General features: G+C 69.0%; 18 protein-coding genes. 5 read left to right on the top strand and 13 right to left on the bottom strand.

The window, feature by feature from the left end:
- Positions 1-4: 4 nt before the first annotated feature.
- From AOZ06_RS09570 to AOZ06_RS09595, 6 genes are read right to left on the bottom strand one after another with little or no spacing between them, the layout of a single operon-like run.
- A complete protein-coding gene (locus AOZ06_RS09570; protein ID WP_054289110.1) occupies positions 5-649 on the bottom strand; it encodes a response regulator transcription factor in 645 nt (214 codons plus the stop codon).
- Positions 640-1710 (bottom strand): sensor histidine kinase, encoded by a 1071-nt coding sequence (locus AOZ06_RS09575; protein WP_054289111.1) that lies wholly within the window; start codon positions 1708-1710, stop codon positions 640-642. The genes AOZ06_RS09570 and AOZ06_RS09575 overlap by 10 nt, the downstream gene beginning before the upstream one ends.
- Positions 1710-3053, bottom strand: a complete 1344-nt coding sequence (locus AOZ06_RS09580; RefSeq protein ID WP_054289112.1) for a vWA domain-containing protein — start codon at positions 3051-3053, stop codon at positions 1710-1712. The genes AOZ06_RS09575 and AOZ06_RS09580 overlap by 1 nt, the downstream gene beginning before the upstream one ends.
- Positions 3050-3904 carry an AAA family ATPase gene (locus AOZ06_RS09585; protein WP_417999946.1) on the bottom strand — a complete coding sequence of 285 codons (855 nt, stop codon included), beginning with the start codon at positions 3902-3904 and terminating at the stop codon, positions 3050-3052. Before AOZ06_RS09585 ends, AOZ06_RS09580 begins: the two co-directional genes overlap by 4 nt.
- A gap of 51 nt (positions 3905-3955) precedes the next feature.
- Positions 3956-4657 (bottom strand): anti-sigma factor family protein, encoded by a 702-nt coding sequence (locus AOZ06_RS09590; RefSeq protein ID WP_054289114.1) that lies wholly within the window; start codon positions 4655-4657, stop codon positions 3956-3958.
- 8 nt (positions 4658-4665) lie between these two features.
- Complete coding sequence (locus AOZ06_RS09595; protein WP_417999964.1) at positions 4666-5193, bottom strand: sigma-70 family RNA polymerase sigma factor; 528 nt, start codon at positions 5191-5193, stop codon at positions 4666-4668.
- Between the two features lie 281 nt (positions 5194-5474).
- Between AOZ06_RS09595 and AOZ06_RS09600 the strand changes: the two genes are divergently transcribed.
- Genes AOZ06_RS09600 through AOZ06_RS53015 form a run of 4 tightly spaced genes read left to right on the top strand, consistent with a single transcriptional unit; the run spans position 5475 to position 9381 of the window.
- Complete coding sequence (locus AOZ06_RS09600; RefSeq protein ID WP_054289115.1) at positions 5475-6269, top strand: DUF4142 domain-containing protein; 795 nt, start codon at positions 5475-5477, stop codon at positions 6267-6269.
- Positions 6266-6871: a ferric reductase-like transmembrane domain-containing protein gene (locus AOZ06_RS09605; protein ID WP_054289116.1), complete on the top strand. Its 606-nt coding sequence runs from the start codon at positions 6266-6268 to the stop codon at positions 6869-6871. The genes AOZ06_RS09600 and AOZ06_RS09605 overlap by 4 nt, the downstream gene beginning before the upstream one ends.
- Complete coding sequence (locus AOZ06_RS09610; protein ID WP_042182990.1) at positions 6868-7074, top strand: ferredoxin; 207 nt, start codon at positions 6868-6870, stop codon at positions 7072-7074. The genes AOZ06_RS09605 and AOZ06_RS09610 overlap by 4 nt, the downstream gene beginning before the upstream one ends.
- On the top strand, positions 7075-9381 hold the full coding sequence (locus tag AOZ06_RS53015; RefSeq protein WP_063809997.1) for an NAD(P)/FAD-dependent oxidoreductase: 2307 nt from the start codon (positions 7075-7077) through the stop codon (positions 9379-9381).
- 145 nt (positions 9382-9526) lie between these two features.
- On the opposite strand, the gene AOZ06_RS09620 is transcribed toward AOZ06_RS53015, so the two are convergent.
- From AOZ06_RS09620 to AOZ06_RS09640, 5 genes are all read right to left on the bottom strand, one after another.
- Positions 9527-10147, bottom strand: a complete 621-nt coding sequence (locus AOZ06_RS09620) for a response regulator (RefSeq protein ID WP_054289117.1) — start codon at positions 10145-10147, stop codon at positions 9527-9529.
- Positions 10144-11376 (bottom strand): sensor histidine kinase, encoded by a 1233-nt coding sequence (locus AOZ06_RS09625; RefSeq protein ID WP_054289118.1) that lies wholly within the window; start codon positions 11374-11376, stop codon positions 10144-10146. Before AOZ06_RS09625 ends, AOZ06_RS09620 begins: the two co-directional genes overlap by 4 nt.
- 3 nt (positions 11377-11379) lie before the next feature.
- A complete protein-coding gene (locus AOZ06_RS09630; RefSeq protein ID WP_054289119.1) occupies positions 11380-12105 on the bottom strand; it encodes an ABC transporter permease in 726 nt (241 codons plus the stop codon).
- Positions 12106-12184: 79 nt separating this feature from the next.
- Positions 12185-13087: an ABC transporter ATP-binding protein gene (locus AOZ06_RS09635; RefSeq protein ID WP_054296531.1), complete on the bottom strand. Its 903-nt coding sequence runs from the start codon at positions 13085-13087 to the stop codon at positions 12185-12187.
- Positions 13088-13159: 72 nt separating this feature from the next.
- Positions 13160-13666 carry an RNA polymerase sigma factor gene (locus tag AOZ06_RS09640; protein WP_157232940.1) on the bottom strand — a complete coding sequence of 169 codons (507 nt, stop codon included), beginning with the start codon at positions 13664-13666 and terminating at the stop codon, positions 13160-13162.
- Positions 13667-14199: 533 nt separating this feature from the next.
- Here AOZ06_RS09640 and AOZ06_RS09645 point away from each other — a divergent pair.
- On the top strand, positions 14200-14808 hold the full coding sequence (locus AOZ06_RS09645; RefSeq protein ID WP_054289121.1) for a response regulator transcription factor: 609 nt from the start codon (positions 14200-14202) through the stop codon (positions 14806-14808).
- A gap of 7 nt (positions 14809-14815) precedes the next feature.
- On the opposite strand, the gene AOZ06_RS09650 is transcribed toward AOZ06_RS09645, so the two are convergent.
- Complete coding sequence (locus AOZ06_RS09650) at positions 14816-15469, bottom strand: LuxR C-terminal-related transcriptional regulator (RefSeq protein ID WP_054289122.1); 654 nt, start codon at positions 15467-15469, stop codon at positions 14816-14818.
- On the bottom strand, positions 15421-17316 hold the full coding sequence (locus tag AOZ06_RS09655; RefSeq protein ID WP_054289123.1) for a sensor histidine kinase: 1896 nt from the start codon (positions 17314-17316) through the stop codon (positions 15421-15423). The genes AOZ06_RS09650 and AOZ06_RS09655 overlap by 49 nt, the downstream gene beginning before the upstream one ends.
- Positions 17317-17387 lie beyond the last annotated feature (71 nt).

Here is a 17387-nt window from a genome sequence, read left to right on the forward strand (position 1 = left end):
CAACCTACGTGCCGAGATACCGGAGCACGGCCAGCACGCGACGGCTGTAGCCGGTGCTTCGCGGCAGGTCGAGCTTGTCGAAGATGGAGTTCACGTGCTTCTCCACGGCGCTGCGGGAGATGTGCAGCGAGGCTGCGATTGTGTCGTTTGTACAACCCTGCGCCATTTGTCCAAGGACATCTACCTCGCGTGATGTCAGCCGGGACAGCGGATCGGTGTGCGTGGTGCGTGCCAGCAGCTGCCGGACGACCTCCGGGTCGAAGGCCGCGTTGCCCGCGCCGACCCGCTCCAGCGCGTCCAGGAACTCGCCGACCTGGCCGACCCGGTCCTTCAGCAGGTAGCCGACGGCACCGGCGTCGGACGTGATCAGCTGGGTGGCGTAGCGCTTCTCGACGTACTGCGACAGCACCAGCACCCCGATGCCGGGCCAGCGTTCCCGGATCTCCAGCGCCGCGCGCAGGCCTTCGTCGGTGTGCGTCGGCGGCATGCGCACGTCCACCACGCACACGTCGGGCTGGTCGGCGGCGACGGCCTCGACCAGCGCGGCACCGTCGCCGACCGCGGCGACGACCTCGTGGCCCTCTTCGGCGAGCAGCCGGACCAGGCCCTCACGCAGCAGGGTCGAGTCCTCGGCCAGGACTATCCGCATGGCAGTTCCGCGGTCACGACCGTCGGGCCACCATCCGGGCTGGTCACAGCGAGGTGGCCGTCTATCGCGGCCACCCGGCGGGCCAGGCCCGACAGGCCGCTGCCGCTCGGGTCGGCGCCGCCGGTTCCGTTGTCAGTGATCCGCACGATGACCATGTTCTCCCGCATGCCGATCTCGACGGTGACCAGGTCGGCCCGGGAGTGTTTGGCCGCGTTGGTGACAGCCTCCGACGCCACGAAGTACGCGGCGGTCTCCAACGAGGCCGGCAGGCGGTCCTGAATCGTGAAGCTCAGCTTCACAGGGATTCCGGCGCGTTCGGCCACCCCGGCGAGAACGTCCGCCAGACCCAGGTTGTCCAGGACGGTCGGATAAACGCGCCATGCCACTTCGCGCAGGTCGTTCAGGATCTGCTGGGCCTCGTCGTGCGCCTGGGCCAGCAGGTCGTCGCGGTCGGTGGCCGGGCGCCTGCGGGTCCAACCGAGCAACATGGCCAGCGCGACGAGCCGTTGCTGGACGCCGTCGTGCAGGTCCCGCTCGATCCGGCGGCGTTCGGCGTCGACGGCCTCGACCACCCCCGCCCGGCTCTCGGCCAGCTCGGTGATCCGCCGCCGCAGCAGCTCCTGCTCACTCGGCCCCAGGTACCGCAGCGCCAGCGCCCGTTCCAGGCTGGCCACCCCGAGCAGCCCTTGCAAACTCCCGTACAGCAGGACCAGGCCGAGTGGGGCGACCACCACGAGACCCGACGGGTGCATGACCCCGGTAACCAACTGCACCACGGCCAATACACCGACAATGAGGCCGTACGCCTGCACGATCAGCGTCCCGCCGCCGAGCACGCCCCCCACCAGCGCCCTCAGCGCCAGGTACTTCACAGCGTCGTGGTCGTCGTAGTCGGGCGAGCTCTCGACGTCGTGCCATCGCGCCAACCTGCGGCGTTCCACCTCGGTGAGCACTCTGGCCCATCTGCGCGGCCACCTGATCGCGGCGTACACCAGTTCGGCGACGGCCAGGCACGCGCCGATCGCGAGACCGGCGATCAAACGGCCCCAACGCTTGACCATCAGACCGGCAGCAGTCGCGTGATCAGCTCGGACAGCTGGTGCACGGTCCGGCACTCGTACATCTCCACCACGCTCGCGTACTCACGCGCCAGCGAGTCCCCGGTCGACCACAATCGTTGTGATTCCGGGTTGAGCCAGTATGCGCGGCGGGCATTGCCGACGATCCGGCGCAGCGCGGGCAGGTTCGGATCGCCGCCGTTGTTGCGCGCGTCGCCGAGGATCAACACCGACGTCCGTGGCCCTATGGCGTCCAGCCACTGGTCGACGAACACCTGCAGCGAGTGCGTGTAGTCACTGTGGCCGTCCCACCGGGTCAGCGTGGCCTCGCGGTGGATCCGGGCCGCCAGCCCCGCCGGGTCCTCGGCGCCCGCCTTGACCAGGTGCGTGACCTCGTCGGTGGTCTCGACGAACGCGAACGCCCGCACCTTGCTGAACTGGTCGCGCAGCGCCTGGGTGAGCAGCAGCGTGAAGTTGGCGAACCCGGCGACCGACCCGGACATGTCGCACAGCAACACCAATTCCGGCCGGCCAGGCCGCCGGCGTCTGAAGGCAGGCTTAACAGGCACGCCACCGAACGCGATCGAGCGCCGCAACGTGCGGCGCACGTCGATCTCGCCACGCCTGGCCCGGCGCCGCCGCGCGGCCAGCCGGGTGGCCAATTTTCGTGACAACGGATAGATCGCGCGACGCATATCGGCCAGCTGCGCGCGGCCCGCGGTGAGGAAATCGACCCGGTCCACCGGGGGCGCCACCGCGTTGCGGGCGACTGTCTCCCGGCCGCGCAGCTCCGCCGTCCGCCGCCGCGCCTCGGTTTCGACCATCCGCCGGAACCCGGCGATCTGCCTGCGTACCTCGTCGCGGCGCACGTCGGCCATGAATCCGGGGTCGTCGGCCCGCAGCGCCGCGAGCACCCTGACCAGCAACGTCTCGGGACGCAGGCGTTGCAAGGTCTGGTACGCCGACCACCCGCCCGCGCCCTGTGAGCCCTCGCCGAACCGGCCGAACGCGTCCACCGCGGCCTGCGCAAGCGCTTGCTGCTCGCCCGCCGTTCCGGCGGCCAGCGCCTGGACGAGCTGCTCACGCAGCGACTCCAGATCGTCCGGCTCAGCTGGACGGCCACCCACCGAAACGGGGAAGTACAGGTCGAAGACCTGGTCGAACACGGTCCGCTGGCCGGATCGGCGCAGCAGAGAAGCCGCGAGCCCTTCACGGACCCGCTCCCGGTCGTCCATCCCGAGCACGGCGAGCACCTTGGCGGCGTCGATCGTCTCGCCGGGACCGGCGAGGATCGAATGCTCACGCAGCGCCTCGACGAAGGAGACGAGACGCTCCGGAACACTCACCCGAGGACCTTGAGCTCGGTCAGCGCGCGCTTCTTGTCGGCCTCGTACTTGAGCACGACACCGAGCGTGCTGTGCACGACCGATTCGTCGAGGTGGTCCGCCCCGAGCGCCAGCAGGGTCCGCGCCCAGTCGATCGTCTCCGCGATCGACGGTGACTTGCGCAGCTCCAGGGCCCGCAGTGCGCCGACCACCCGGACGAGCGACTCGGCGAGCACACCGGCGATCTCCGGCACCTTCAGCCGCACGATCTCCAGCTCACGGGTCGAGTCCGGGAAGTCCAGGTGCAGGAACAGACACCGGCGTTTCAACGCCTCGGACAGCTCACGGGTCGCGTTCGACGTCAGCACCACGAACGGTTTGCGCGTCGCGGTGATCGTGCCCAGCTCGGGCACGGTCACCTGGAAATCGCCGAGCACCTCCAGCAGCAGGCCCTCCACCTCGACGTCCGCCTTGTCGGTCTCGTCGATCAGCAGGACCGTCGGATCCGGGTTGCGGATGGCCGTCAGCAACGGCCTGGGCAGCAGGAACTCCTCGGTGAAGATGTCCGCGCGCGCCTCGTGCCAGCCCTCGTCACGCCCGGCGGTGATCCGCAGCAGCTGCTTGGCGTGGTTCCACTCGTAGAGCGCGCGGGCCTCGTCGATGCCCTCGTAGCACTGCAGGCGCACCAGCTGGGAGCCGGTCGCCGCGGCCACCGCACGCGCCAGTTCGGTCTTGCCCACCCCGGCGGGCCCCTCGACCAGCAACGGCTTGCCGAGCCGGTCGGCGAGGAACACGGTGGTCGCGATCGCGGTCGACGTCAGGTAGCCGGCCCCGGCCAGCCGCTTGGCCACGTCGTCAACAGAGTCGAACAACACCGGCATCCTCCAGAATGAGCGCTTGCTTAGGAGGTTAACCGGTCGGGCTCAGCTCTTGACCGACAAGAGCACCTGGCCCTTGTCATCCCTGACCTCGAGACGAGCGATGTCACCCGGCGCGAACGACGTGCCACCGCTGAGCTTGAGCGGCTCGTTGCGACCGCCCGGCGGCAGCGACCAGTTGGTCACGGTCTCCGTCTCACCGCGGTTCGACACGGCCACCAGCTCGCACTTTCGCGGCCCGATCGCGCCACGCAGTTCGATGGTCACCTGCGTACCCCAGTCCTGGGTCAGCATGGTGACGTTGGCGTCCATCTCGCCGCCGACACCGTTGAGGGTCTGCGGCTGCTCGGTCGACGGCGGCGGGTCCATCTTCAGGCCCACCGGCGGGCTGGCCACCACGGGCGCCGGATCGCCGCTGGTGGCGATGATCGTCACCACCGGCGCCGCGACGATCAGGAACGACGCGGCCGCGGCGGCGAACCACTGCCTGCGGCGGCGCTGCAGGCGCGACCTGGTGGCCTCTTCCAGCAGGGACGACAACACCTGCGGGCCGGGGACGGGCACGAGCAGCGCGGGCGCGTCGTGTTTGACCTTGTCCAACAGGTCGGGCACGTCCTGCAGCTCGACCAGGTCCAGCTGGCACTTGGGGCAGTCGAGCAGATGCTCCTCGAACGCCGTGTTGTCGGGTTCGTCGAGCGCGCCGAGAATGTACGCGGCTATGTCGACGTGCGCTGACGCGTGAACCATCCCCGACCTCACCCCCGATCGCGCAGCGCGCGCCTCAGTGCACGGACCGCGTGGTACAGCCTCGACTTGACGGTACCTGGCGGAACGCCCAGTGTCTCGGCCACGTCATTAACTGTGCGGTCCCGCAGGTACGTCTGCATGATCGCTTCGCGTTGCTCCTCCGACAACACCCGCAACGCGTCGTAGACAACCATCGCACTGAGAGTACGGTCCGATTCGTCTGGTACGCCCACGGAGTTCGCGTCCGGCTCCTCGACCTCCTGCGGCCGGGCCTTGCGACTGCGCCTGCCGTCGATGACGATGCGCCGGGCGACCGTGTACAGCCAGGCACGCAGCATGTCCGGGCTGCGGTCCAGCTTCTCGGCGTTGCGCCAAGCGCGGATCAGCGTTTCCTGGACCACGTCCTCGGCCCAGTGCCGGTCGTTGCCGGTCAGTTTGAGGGCGAACGCCATCAATGGAGTGCCGAAGTCCCGGTACAGCGCTGTCGCCAGGTCTTCCTCGGTGTGTCCATGACGACGCAGCTCGTCACCCAACAGGGCTCTTGCGGAATGGCTGTGGCGTCCCACGGTGACATCCTGGTGGGACAGCCGTTGCGCGTCCAGTGCCAAATCGTTGCGGAATTTTTGTTTGAACCACCCGGCGACCCGGGCCGTATCCATCGGTGAAGGCGTAAGTCAGGTGCACCGGCAGGGCGCACCAGAGGGTCAGCTGTGGCGGTCGATACTGTCCATAGTGGATCCTGCACGGCCTTTTCCAGCAACGTCGCTTTAGTCGTGGAGTCCGTCGCGGACACCCCGGAGAGACAAGGAAGGACGCCGTGAAACGATTCCTCGCGTCGTTGGTGCTCCTGGTGCCCACGCTGTTACTGGCAGGCCAATCCGTTGCGCTCGCACAGCCGGGATCACAGCCGCTGACCGAGATCGACTGCGAACTGCTCGTCAAGGTGAAGCTGGCGGGCCTGTGGGAGATGCCCGCGGGCGAGATGGCCCAGTCCCGCTCGGAGGACCCGAAGGTGCAGGAGGTCGGCCGCACCCTCAAGACCGACCACGCGATGCTCGACCAGGCAGTGGGCCAGGTCGCGGCGCCGTACGCGTGCCCCTTGCCCAACGAGCCCAACGACGCGCAGAAGAGCTGGCTCACGGAGATGGCCACGTCGACCGGGGCCCAGTTTGACTCCGTATGGGCGATGCGGTTGCGCTCCGCGCACGGGATGATCTTCCCGCTGATCGCCAAGGTCCGGGCAGCCACGACCGACACGGAGATCCGCAAGTTCGCCACGACGGCGAACACGGTCGTCATGAAGCACATGACGATCCTCGAGAGCACGAACAACGTCGACTACGCCAACCTGGCGGACGCGACCCCGCTGACGTTGTCATCGGATTCCGAGGGCACCGACATGGTCGTCGCGGTCACGTTGGTGCCGTTGATGGTCGCGCTGACGGTGTTCCTGCTGTGGCTGGCTTCCAGCCGCAACCGCCGTCGCAAGCAGCTGGCCGCGCCCGGCCGTGACGACGACGAGGACGACGACGACAGCGACCGCCGCGGTCGCGGCAACGGCGGCGGTGGCAAGCGGCCCAGGTTGTTCGTAGACAAGGAATTCGCACGGTGACGGACGCAGTGACTGACGTGGTGGTTCTCGCGGTCGGTGGCCCGTCGGACGACGGTCTGCGCGGAGTCGCGGCGGTGTCCGCACGCGCCGCCTACGCGCTGATGTGCTTGACGATCTGCTGGGGGATCCTCACGAAAACCGGCTGGGCACGAAGATTCGGCGAACGCAAGACCTTGCGCGCGGGGCATATGGTCCTCGCCACGCTGACGATCACGTTCGGCATCGTGCACGCGATGGGCTTCCTGTTCCTCGCCGAGGGCAAGTTCACGCTGGCCCAGATCACCCTGCCGCTGGGAGAGGGCGTTTTCTTCCGCTACGCGATCGCCATCATCGGGCTGGAACTGATGATCGCGATCTTCGTCACCGCCGGACTGTACCGCTGGACTTCCTACCGCCGCTGGCAGTGGGTACACCGAATGGCGTACGCGGCACTCGCTCTTCTGGTGGTGCACTCGATACTCGGCGCGATGGCCAACGGACACCTCGCGGTACTGTGGCTCGCCGGACTGACATTGCTCATCCCGACAGTGACTCTTTCGATCCTGCGGTTCGTTCCCACGCGGATGCTCGTCCAGATCGGTCTGGTTGAGGAGCAGGTATGAGAGGCCGTCGGCTTCGGGTCAAAGTGGACAACGACCGCTGCGAGCGGTACGCGATCTGCCAGATGGAGGCGCCGGACCTGTTTGAGCTGAGCCCCGACGGGCGGCTTTTCTACACGAAGAGACCGGAAGAGGATCAGGTCGAGCAGGCGGCCGCAGCCGCGCGCTGCTGCCCCATGCAGGCCATCAAGGTGGACAGGGTTTAGATGACCGACTTCGAACGCATCGTCATCGTCGGCGCGGGGGTGGCCGGCCTGAGAGCCGCGGAACGCCTGCGCGAACTCGACTACGACGGTGAGCTTGTGATCATCGGTGACGAGGCACGCTGGCCGTACCACCGGCCGTTGGTGTCAAAGGACTTGCTCGCCGGAAGCGACCGGCCCGCCGACCTCACCCTGCAGCGCCACATCGACACCGGCGCCCGCTGGCGACTGGGTACCCGGGCGGAACGGCTTGAAACACAGCGGAAAGTCGTGCACCTGCCCGGTGGCGAGGAGATCAAGTACGACGGCCTGATCATCGCGACGGGCGTCGAACCGCGACACCTCAAAGGAGTGCCGCGGCACAGCCCGCGCGTGCACACACTGCGCACAGTGGACGAAGCGCTGGCGGTCAAGAAAGTCATCGCCCGCAGCGACTTGCCGATCGTGGTCCTCGGCACGGGGTACATCGGCTGCGACGTCGCCGCGAGCGCCCGCAAGATGGGCCGTGACGTGACGATGGTCGGCCGCTCCCGCTTCCCGCTGCGCAACCTGGGCAACGACGTGGCCGCCGCGGTGGAGAAACTGCACCGCAAGCACCGGGCGCGGATGGCGATGGGCACCGACATCCGCAACTGGATCTGTGCCGACGACTCCGTGGCGATGCACACCACCGACGGCCAGCTTCTCGTTGCCGGCGCGGTGATCATGGCCGTCGGGTCGATCCCGTCGGTGGAGTGGATGCGCGGTTCCGGTCTCGTGCTCGAGGACGGCGTGCTGTGCGAGTCCACGCTGTTCGCCGCGGGCGCGCAGGACGTCGTCGTCGCGGGTGACTGCGGCCGGTGGCCGAACCTGCGGTTCGACGACACGCCCCGCCGCGTCGAGCACTGGATCAACGCTGTCGAGATGGGACGGCACGCGGCCGAGAACTTGTTGATGGGCAGGGAAAAAGCCGCACCGTTCATGCCGATCCCGCGAGTGTGGTCCGGCCAGTACGGTGTGCGCCTGCAGATCTCGGGCATCCCGTCGCTCGGCACCGACACCGTGCACCTGGCCGACGGCCCCGCCGGGACGCCGGGCATCACCGGGTACGTGCGCAACGGCAAGCTGGTCGGCGTGTGCGGCTGGGACGCGCCGCGCGCGATGATCAAGTGGACCGAGAAGCTGCGCGAGGAACTGCCCGTTCCCACCGAGACCAAGCCGCGCCGCCCGGTCGCGCCGAAGCCGGTCAAGTCCCCGATGCCCGCACCGGCTACCGAACCCGTGGCCGCGCAGGACGTGACCGTGGCGCAGTCGGTCCGGCCGCCGATGCCGCCCGCCCGGCAGAACACGCTTGCCGAGATGCCGACGCAGGTCCCCGGCGCGCAGCCGCCGATCCCGGCGATGGCCGCGGCCGGCGCGGCGCAGTTGTCGGCACAGATGTCGGCGCCCGCGATGCAGCCGGTTGCCCGTCCGCCGGCGCAGCCGCGCAACGGCAGGCCGCCGATGACGGGTCGCGACATGCCACCGGTGCCACCGCCTCCGCACAGGCAGCCGGCGGTGCCGCCGGTCGCGTCGCGGCGGCCGATGCCCGCGATGCCGCGTGCCACCGAACGGCCCGCGCCAATGCCCGCCGCACCGATGTCCTCCGGGCAGATGCCAGCTGCCGCGATGTCTTCCGGGCAGATGCCGTCGGGCCGGGTGGCGCCGCCGACCGGCAGGCACTCGGCGCCACCGCCGTCCATGCGTGACGTGCGGCCGGTGGAACAGCCGTCGGGCAGGCACGCCAAGCCGGACCCGCGGGACATGCCGTTGTTCGGCCTCGATCCCGGCCCGTTGACCGAGCCGGTGCCTCCGGTGCGGTCGGAGCCGTTCCTGCCGCCGACGTCGGCGATTCCGAACCTGACGGCACCGAACCTGTCGATGTCGAACATGTCCGTCCCGAACATCGAGGTGCCGGACACCCCGGCGGCGGCCATGCGCCCGGCGCCGCCGCCGTCCCGGCAGCGCCGGACCGGGCGGCCGGAACGCGACCGCAAACCGCTTCCGCCCGTGCCGCCGATGCAGGGCAACCAGCACCCGTCGTTCCCGAACATGCAGCCGGTGCCCCGTCCGGGCAGCGAGCCGTTGATGGAGCATCCGTCGTTCCCGTCGATGCGCCCGGTCCAACGGCCGCCGATGCCGTTGATGGAACACCCGTCGTTCCCGTCGATGCAGCCGGTCGCGCGCCCCGGCATGGAACACCCGTCGTTCCCGTCGATGCACCCCGTTGCGCGGCCCGGCGCAGAAGACAGCCGCTTCCCATCAGGCGGAGCGGTCCGAGGGTTCGGCTAGAGACACGGCTAGCCGAACACACCGCGGCGGCCGGGCCCTCGGCCGTCGCGGTGCCGCCCCCTCGTGCACGAGCAACCCGACCGCTCGCCCACGAGGGGGCTTTTAAGCTGCGCTCAATTAAGCGTGGCTGCACAAGCCATCGCGGTCAGTCGAACAGGCCACGCCGATACGCCTCGCCGACAGCGGCGGCCCGGTCACGCACGTCGAGCTTGGCGTAGATGTGCAGCAGGTGGGTCTTGATGCTGGCCTCGCTGATGAACAACTTCGACGCGGCTTCCCGGTTGGTGGCGCCTTCCGCGACCAGCTTCAGCACGTCCAGCTCCCGCGGGCTGAGCGTGCCGCGTTGTGGCTTACGCACCTGGCCGATCAGCCGGTTGGCCACTGACGGCGACAACACCGACTGGCCCCGGTGGGCCGCGCGCACCGCTTTGAGCAGCTCCTCGGTGGACGCGTCTTTGAGCAGGTAACCCGTGGCGCCCGCTTCGATCGCGGGCAGCACGTCGCTGTCGGTGTCGAACGTGGTGAGCACGAGGACGCGGGTGTCCGGCGCGGTTTCCCGGAGCCTGCGGATGGCACGCACCCCGTCCAGCTCAGGCATCCGCAGGTCCATCAGGACCACGTCGGCGCCGTGCTGGGCCACCATCTCGACAGCCTGCCGCCCGTCGCCCGCTTCGCCGATCACCTCGATGTCCGGCTCGCCGGTGAACGTGGCACGCAGCCCGTCCCGGACAACCGGGTGGTCGTCGACGATCAGCAACCGGATCACACCGTCACCCCTGGCGACTCGGCCCGGATGGCGGGGACGCTCGCGCCGATCGCGGTTCCCTCACCGGGCCTGCTCTCGATCTCCAGCGTGCCACCCACCCCGAGCAATCGCTGACGCATAGTGCCAAGACCGTACCCGCTGTCGCCGGCCGGACCGGCCGTGCCCGGCTCGAACCCGACGCCGTCGTCGCGGATGTCCAGCAGGACCACGTCCTCCAGATAGGACAGTGTGATTCCCGCCCGCGTGGCTTTCGCGTGCTTGGCGACGTTGGCCAACGCCTCCTGCGCGACCCGGAACAGCGCCACCTCGATACCCGTGATCATCGGCTCCGGCGTGCCGGTCGTCTCGGCGTGCACCGGCACGCCGGAGGCCTGGCTCCACACGTGCGCCATCTCGGCGATCGCGTCCGGCAGCCGGGAGGATTCCAGCGGCGCGGGCCGCAACGCCTGCACCGACCGGCGCGCCTCGGACAGGCCGCGCTCGGCGAGCATCCGCACCTGGTCCATGTGGTGCTGCCATTGCTCCGGGTGCTCACGCACGCGGTTGGCCGCGTGCAGCTGCCGGATCAACGCGGCGAGTTCCTGGGCGAGCGTGTCGTGTATCTCGCGGGCCATCCGCTGGCGCTCGTCGAGCACGCCGGCCTCACGAGCCTGCACCAGCAGCTGGGCGTGCAGGCCCGCGTTCTCCTCCATCGCGGTGGCCAGCCGCTGGTTGGTCTCGGTGAGCTGGCTGATCGCGCGCTTGCGGCGTTCGCTTTCCAGCCCGGCGACCCACCCCGCGAAGATCACCGGACCGGCCACGGCCAGGATCACGACGAGCGGCGAACTGCTGCGCAGCCAGTCGGTCTGCACGGCGAACGTGCTGATCGCGTTCGCCGTCACCGCGAACACCGCCCACCGCGCCGGGAAGATCGCGAACGCGTACGGGAAGCCGATCCACACGAACGACGCGAACGCGTCGCTGGTGGCGATCAACACGGTGTTCATCGCCACGAGGCCCGTGTAGGCGACCACCGCCCAGACCGCGTCGCGCGGCCAGATCGGCCACCACCGGGCGATGAGGCCGATCCAGACAGCCATCACCCCGCTCAACGCCAGCGTCAGCGGCACCTGGGTCGCGGCCTTGTCGTCGACCACTGACCACGTGATGGCGGCCAGCAGCGCGGCGTAGGCGATCCCGGTGTAGATCCACCGCGCCTTGGCCGCCTCGACTTCGGTGATCTGCAGCATTCCTCATTCCCACCGGAAAAGCCTGGCCGCCGCGAACCCCGCGACCACTGTGTACGCACCGAGCACGCCCAGGTGCAGCGTCTCAGGCATGGTGCCACCCCAGCTGGCGCGAAGCGACTGCATGGCGGCGCCGAGCGGCGTGTAGTCACCGACGTGCACGAGGAACGGCGGGAGGCTCTCGGCGGGCATGAACACCCCACCGAACACGAGGCTGGCGAAGAACAGGCCGACACCGACGCCGGTCGCGACCCGTGCGGACGGCGCGATCGCCGCGACGAGCAGGCCGACGGCGAACAGCGCCGTGCAGCCGAGCACGAAAGCGGCGGCGAACCCACCGAGGTTCTGCGGCACCGTGAACTTGAAACCCAGGTGGCCGACCAGGATGACCAGCACCGCCGCGACCACCGCCAGACCGATGCTGATCAGCAGTTGTGCCGTGAGCAGCCGGGCCGGGTTCATCGGGGTGGTCGACATCCGGCGCAGGATGCCTTTCTCCCGGTACCCGGCCAGTGTCGTCGGCGTCAGGTTCAGCGCCAGTTGGGCGAGGCCCAACGCGAGCGCCATGGTCGGGAAGTACGTCATGATCGGGTCCTGGTCGCCACCGGGTTTGGCGATCACCCCGAACACGGCCACGATCGCGATCGGCAGCGCGATCGTCACGATGGTCGATGCCGGGTCCCTGAGGAACAGTTTGAGCTCGGTGAACGTGAGCGTGCCGGTTGCGGGCATGGGTTCTCCTAATGAAGTTTTGCTTAAGAGCACGTCGTTTCGTGAAGTGCAAACGACGAACAAAATCGGCCGTTCCGGGTCAGAAGCGTTTGCCGGTGAGCGCCACGAAGGCGTCGTCCAGATTGGCCTGCTCGACCCGTAGATCGGAGGCGACGATGTGGTTGCGCGCGAGAACCGCGGTCACGGCGTACAACAGATCACCGCGGCCGGTCACCACGATGTGGCTGCCCTGCTGAGCCACCTCGTTGACCTCGGGAATCGCGGCGAGCATGCGTTCGTCGAACGGCCCGGGGACGCGGAACCGGATCCGCTGGCGGTCGTCCGCGCGGGCCACGAGCCCGCCTGGCGTGTCGATGGCCACCACGCCGCCGTCGTCGATCACAGCCAACCGGTCGCAGAGGCGCTCGGCCTCCTCCATGAAATGGGTGACCAGCACGACGGTCACGCCGGTCTGGCGCAGCCGTTCGACCAGCTCCCACGTCTCCCGGCGCGCCTGCGGGTCCAGGCCGGTGGTCAGCTCGTCGAGGAACACCACACGCGGTCGCCCGACCAGCGCGAGCATGATGAACAGCCGCTGTTTCTGCCCACCGGAGAGCTTGCCGTACGCCACGTCACGCTGTTTGGCCATGCCCCATTCGCCGAGCAGGCGCTCCCAGTCAGCCGGGGTGGGGTAGAACGACGCGTACAGGTGCAGGGCTTCCCAAACCTTCATGCGCTCCTGCAGCTGGCTTTCCTGCAATTGCACGCCGATCAGGGTGTGCAATTTCCGTGCGTCGCGCCGCGGGTCCATTCCGAGCACGCGGATCGTGCCGCTGTCGGGGACCCGCAGGCCCGCGACGCACTCGACCGTGGTCGTCTTGCCGGCGCCGTTGGGACCGAGGATGCCGAAGATCTCACCCTCGGCCACGGCGAAGGACACATCCCGTACCGCGATCTTGTCGCGGTACCGCTTGTGCAGGTTGGCTACCTCGATGACTGACATGCCACGCAGCATGCGTTGCGGAGGCGGGTCGCCGGATCGCCTCACCAGCCATCTTCCCGGCGGATACGCCCATCAACCGATCGGTCGATGCGCCCCGATCCGCTTGCGCAGCCGGTAGAGCGCCGAATGCGCGCCCTGTGTCGTCGTACCGAGTTCCCGCGCGATCTCGCTGTGGCCCATCCCGTCGGCCAGCATGTCGACCAGCGCGCGGTCGCGGCGCGGCAGCGCCAGGATCCGGATCGCCAGCCACCGCGCTTCCGCCTTGTCACAGGCGAATTCCGCCGGATCCTCGGCGGAGGGCGGGACGAGCCGGGGGTGGTTGGCCATCCGGGTGGCCACCGTGCGGCGCCTGATCTCATCCGCGCACAGCCGGGTGACTGTGGAGACCAGGAACTGTTCGATCCTGCTCATGTCGAGGTCGTTGAACTCGGCCCCGCGGATCAGGGCTTCGTTGACAATGTCATCGGGGTCCACCGGTGCCGCGCAACGCCGGGCGGCGATCCGGACCAGAGTCGGCCGGATCCTGATGCACTCCTGCCAGTAGTCGTCGGTACGCGTACTTGCGTCCGGGACCGGCATTACCACACCCCCGATCGGCTCGCCACGCACGCGCGCAGGAGCCGTCTCGATGTTGAATAGTTGTTATTTGAACATTTCTTCCCTCGTTTTGAGAAGCATCTACCGCGTGCCACGGGGCCGGGAGGGCCATTCGGCCCGTGTCCCATGTGGTGAGAATCTCAACCTGATATCGGGCGTTTCACTGTAACGGCGGTACGGTGTTGACTAACTTCCGCCATTCGAGTGAACCTCGGTCAGATGGGGCAGGCTCAAACGAAAAACGTAGCGTGGGAGACGTTGCGACTCGGTCCGGTTCCGGTGAGGTTGAATTCTTTTGCGGTTATTTTGATCGACAGAATTCCGTCACTGCGGAGTCACGGCGTAGTACCTCGCGGGGTTGTACCGCACAGAGCCCCCGGTGCTGACGGCACCGGCGGTCGAGCGACGCGGGGCAGGGCCGCGTCGCTCGGCCGGGCGCGGGTGCGCCGTGCAGCACGTTTGATCGAGCTGCGCGGCGCACCGTCGACCCGACGGCTGGCGATGTGACAACCCCCATGACAACCAGCGTCTTCATCGTCGACGACCATGAACTGGTCCGGCGTGGTCTCGTCTCCCTGCTCGCCGACGAGACCGACATGCGAGTGGTCGGCCAGGCAGGCACCGTGGTCGAGGCGTTGGCCCAAGTCCCCGAGCACCTGCCGGACGTGGCCGTCCTTGACGTCCGCCTGCCCGACGGCGACGGCGTCCAGCTCTGCCGTGACCTGCAGCTGCGCTGCCCGGAGGTGCGGTGCCTGATGCTGACACCGTTCGTGGACCCCGAGACCATGACCGAGGCCATGGCTGCCGGTGCCGCGGGTGTCGTGCCCAAACACGTGGCCGGGGCCGAGCTGACCAGCGCGATCAGGATCGTCGGCGCGGGCGGGCGGCTGTCGCAGGACCCGCAGCCCGAGCAGACCCACGACCCGCTGCACACGCTGACCAGACGCGAACGGTCGGTACTGCGGCTGATCGGCGAGGGCCTGACCAACCGGCAGATCGCCGAGCGGCTCAACCTGGCGGAGAAGACGGTGAAGAACTACGTCTCCAGCGTGCTCGGCAAACTCGGCCTGCGCAGGCGCACCCAGGCCGCGGTCCTGGCCGCGGAATTGCGCCACCGGCTCTGACCAGGGATTACGCCTCGGTGCTGTTGAGGTACGCGAGCACGGCGAGCACCCGCCGGTTGGTGTCGTCGGACGGCACCAGCCGCAGCTTGGCGAAGATGTTCGCGGTGTGCTTGCCCACCGCGCCCTCGCTGACGAACAGCTGCGCGGCGATCGCGGCGTTCGACTTCCCGCCGGCCATCAGCTCGAGCACCTCCCGCTCACGCGGGCTGAGCTCGGCCAGCGGCTCGTGGCGCGCGTTGCTGGCCAGCAGTTTCGAGATGACCTCGGGGTCCATCGCGGTGCCGCCGCCGGCGACCCGGCGGACCGCGTCGATGAATTGGTCCGAATTGAGCACCCGGTCCTTGAGCAGATAGCCGATCGCCCCGGCGCCATCCGCCAGCAGTTCCCGCGCGTACAACTGCTCCACGTGCTGCGACAGGACCAGCACGGGCAGACCCGGCACTTTGCGGCGCGCCGCGAGCGCCGCCTGCAGGCCCTCGTCGGTGAAGGTCGGCGGCAACCGGACGTCGACGACAGCCACGTCCGGGCGGAGCTCGTCGAGCGCCTTGACCAGCTCGGGCCCGGTCGACACGGCCGCGACCACGTCGAACCCGTTCGCCTCGAGCAGCAGGGTCAGTCCGTCTCGGAGGAGGTAGAGGTCCTCGGCGAGGACAACGCGCACGGGACCTCCAGGGTCACGGTGGTCGGACCGCCCGAAGGGCTGGTCAGGGTGAGTACGCCGTCGAATGTAGCGAGTCGCCGCCGGATGCCCGGCAGCCCGCTGCCGCTGTCCGGGTCCGCGCCGCCCTGGCCGTCGTCGGCGACCGTCACCCGGAGCGTGCCGTCGGTGTACCTGAGGTCGACGCTGACCCGCTCGGCCTGGCCGTGTTTGGCCGCGTTGGTCAGCAGTTCACTGACCGCGAAGTACACGGCCGCTTCGACTGGCGCGTCCAGTGCGCCAGGCAGGTCGACGGCCACGTGCACCTTCAACGGGTTGTCCAGCGCCAGCGCCCGCACGGCGTCGCCGAGCCCGCGTTCGGCCAGCACCGGCGGCATGATGCCGCGTACCAGCCTGCGCAGTTCGACCAACGCCTCGGCGGACGCGTTCCTGGCGTTGGCCACGAGCTTCTTGGCGGCTTCGGGGTTGTCGTCGATCAGCCGTTCCACCGCACCGAGGTGCAACCCCATGGCCACCCACCTGGCCTGCGCCCCGTCGTGCAGGTCGCGTTCGATCCGGCGCAGCTCAGCGGCCTGCGTGTCGATCGCCGCCGACCGGGTCTCCCGCAGGTGGGCCACGTGCTGGGCCAGCTTGGCGGACTTGGTGGGGCCGAGCAGGGCCTTCGACCAGCGGCCGTGCGCCGCCAGGCAGGCGTGGCTCACCAGGAGCGCCACCAGGCCGGCGACGAGGCCGCTGACCGGCGTGAGCCATCCGGGGGCATCACGCAAAGCGGGGATCACATCGCCCAGGTAGGCCCATCCCGCCCGGATGTCGAAGTCGGTGAACAGCCCGGTCGGGCTGGCCCAGATCCACGTCCAGAAATAGCCGAAGAATCCGATGACCACCAGCAACACGGGCACAACCGCCAGCACGAGCGTGACCAGCGGATCCAGGATCAGCCACACGAGATCGCGCCAGGTCGCCCGGTCGCTCATCAAGGTCTTGACGGTCTCGGAGTAGACGGCGACGTGCGGCGTGTCGTACAGGATTCGCCCGTACAGGTATTTGCCGTCCGGGCGGGGCGCGGGAGGCGGCGGCATCGGCAGATAAGGCTGTGCAATCGAAATGCCTGACCACCGTCCGATCTGACGACGGCGCATGGACACGAACGCCCGCCCGAACTGGCGCTGGACGGCCAGAGGTCCGAGGACTCCGGAGATCGCCGCGGCCGAGATCCCGATGAACAGGATGCCGACGATCGACAGCCCGGCCGTCGCCGCGAGCTTGAGCAGCGCGTCCCCACGCGCCATCACCCACGACCACACGGTGCTGCGACTCGTCCGCCCGGACGGCCGCAGCAACGTGCCGGTCCAACGGCAGTAGGTCCGCAGCGTGAAAGGCGCGACCGCCAGGCCGGCCACCGCCATGGGCAGCGCCACCAGGGGGTGGACGAAAAATCCGGCCACCACCAGAACGGCGGGCAATCCGACGGTGAGAACGCTGGTCACCGGCGCGGAAAGGGCCCACAGGTGGTCGCGGTGCGAGGCCGGGTCCTTCAGCAGCCAGTGCATCCGGTCCATCCGCGCGACCGGGCCGGGCCGCCGGTAGACCTGCTTGCCCGCCCGGTACCAGCCGTCACGGTCGGGCTCGGGAGGGCCGGGTTCCGGCAGATACGGGACGGGGACCGACTGGCCCGTCCAGCGCGCCACCAGCCGTCTGACCTGGTTGAGCAGCCGGCGTTCCCGCTCGAACCCGGACATGACGCCGACGAAGGACACCACGAGCGCGGCGGCGCTCTGCACCCCCGCGAGCAGGGACAACCCGAACAACGCCAGCCCGCGCGCCAGGGCAATGGCATGTTCGCGCAGCATTCGGCCAGTCTGACCGATCGGCGGCCGGTCGTGCACTACGCAAAGGCGTAGGTGTGAGGTATAGCTAGCCC

The sequence above is a fragment of the Kibdelosporangium phytohabitans genome (assembly GCF_001302585.1).
Lineage (GTDB): Bacteria > Actinomycetota > Actinomycetes > Mycobacteriales > Pseudonocardiaceae > Kibdelosporangium > Kibdelosporangium phytohabitans.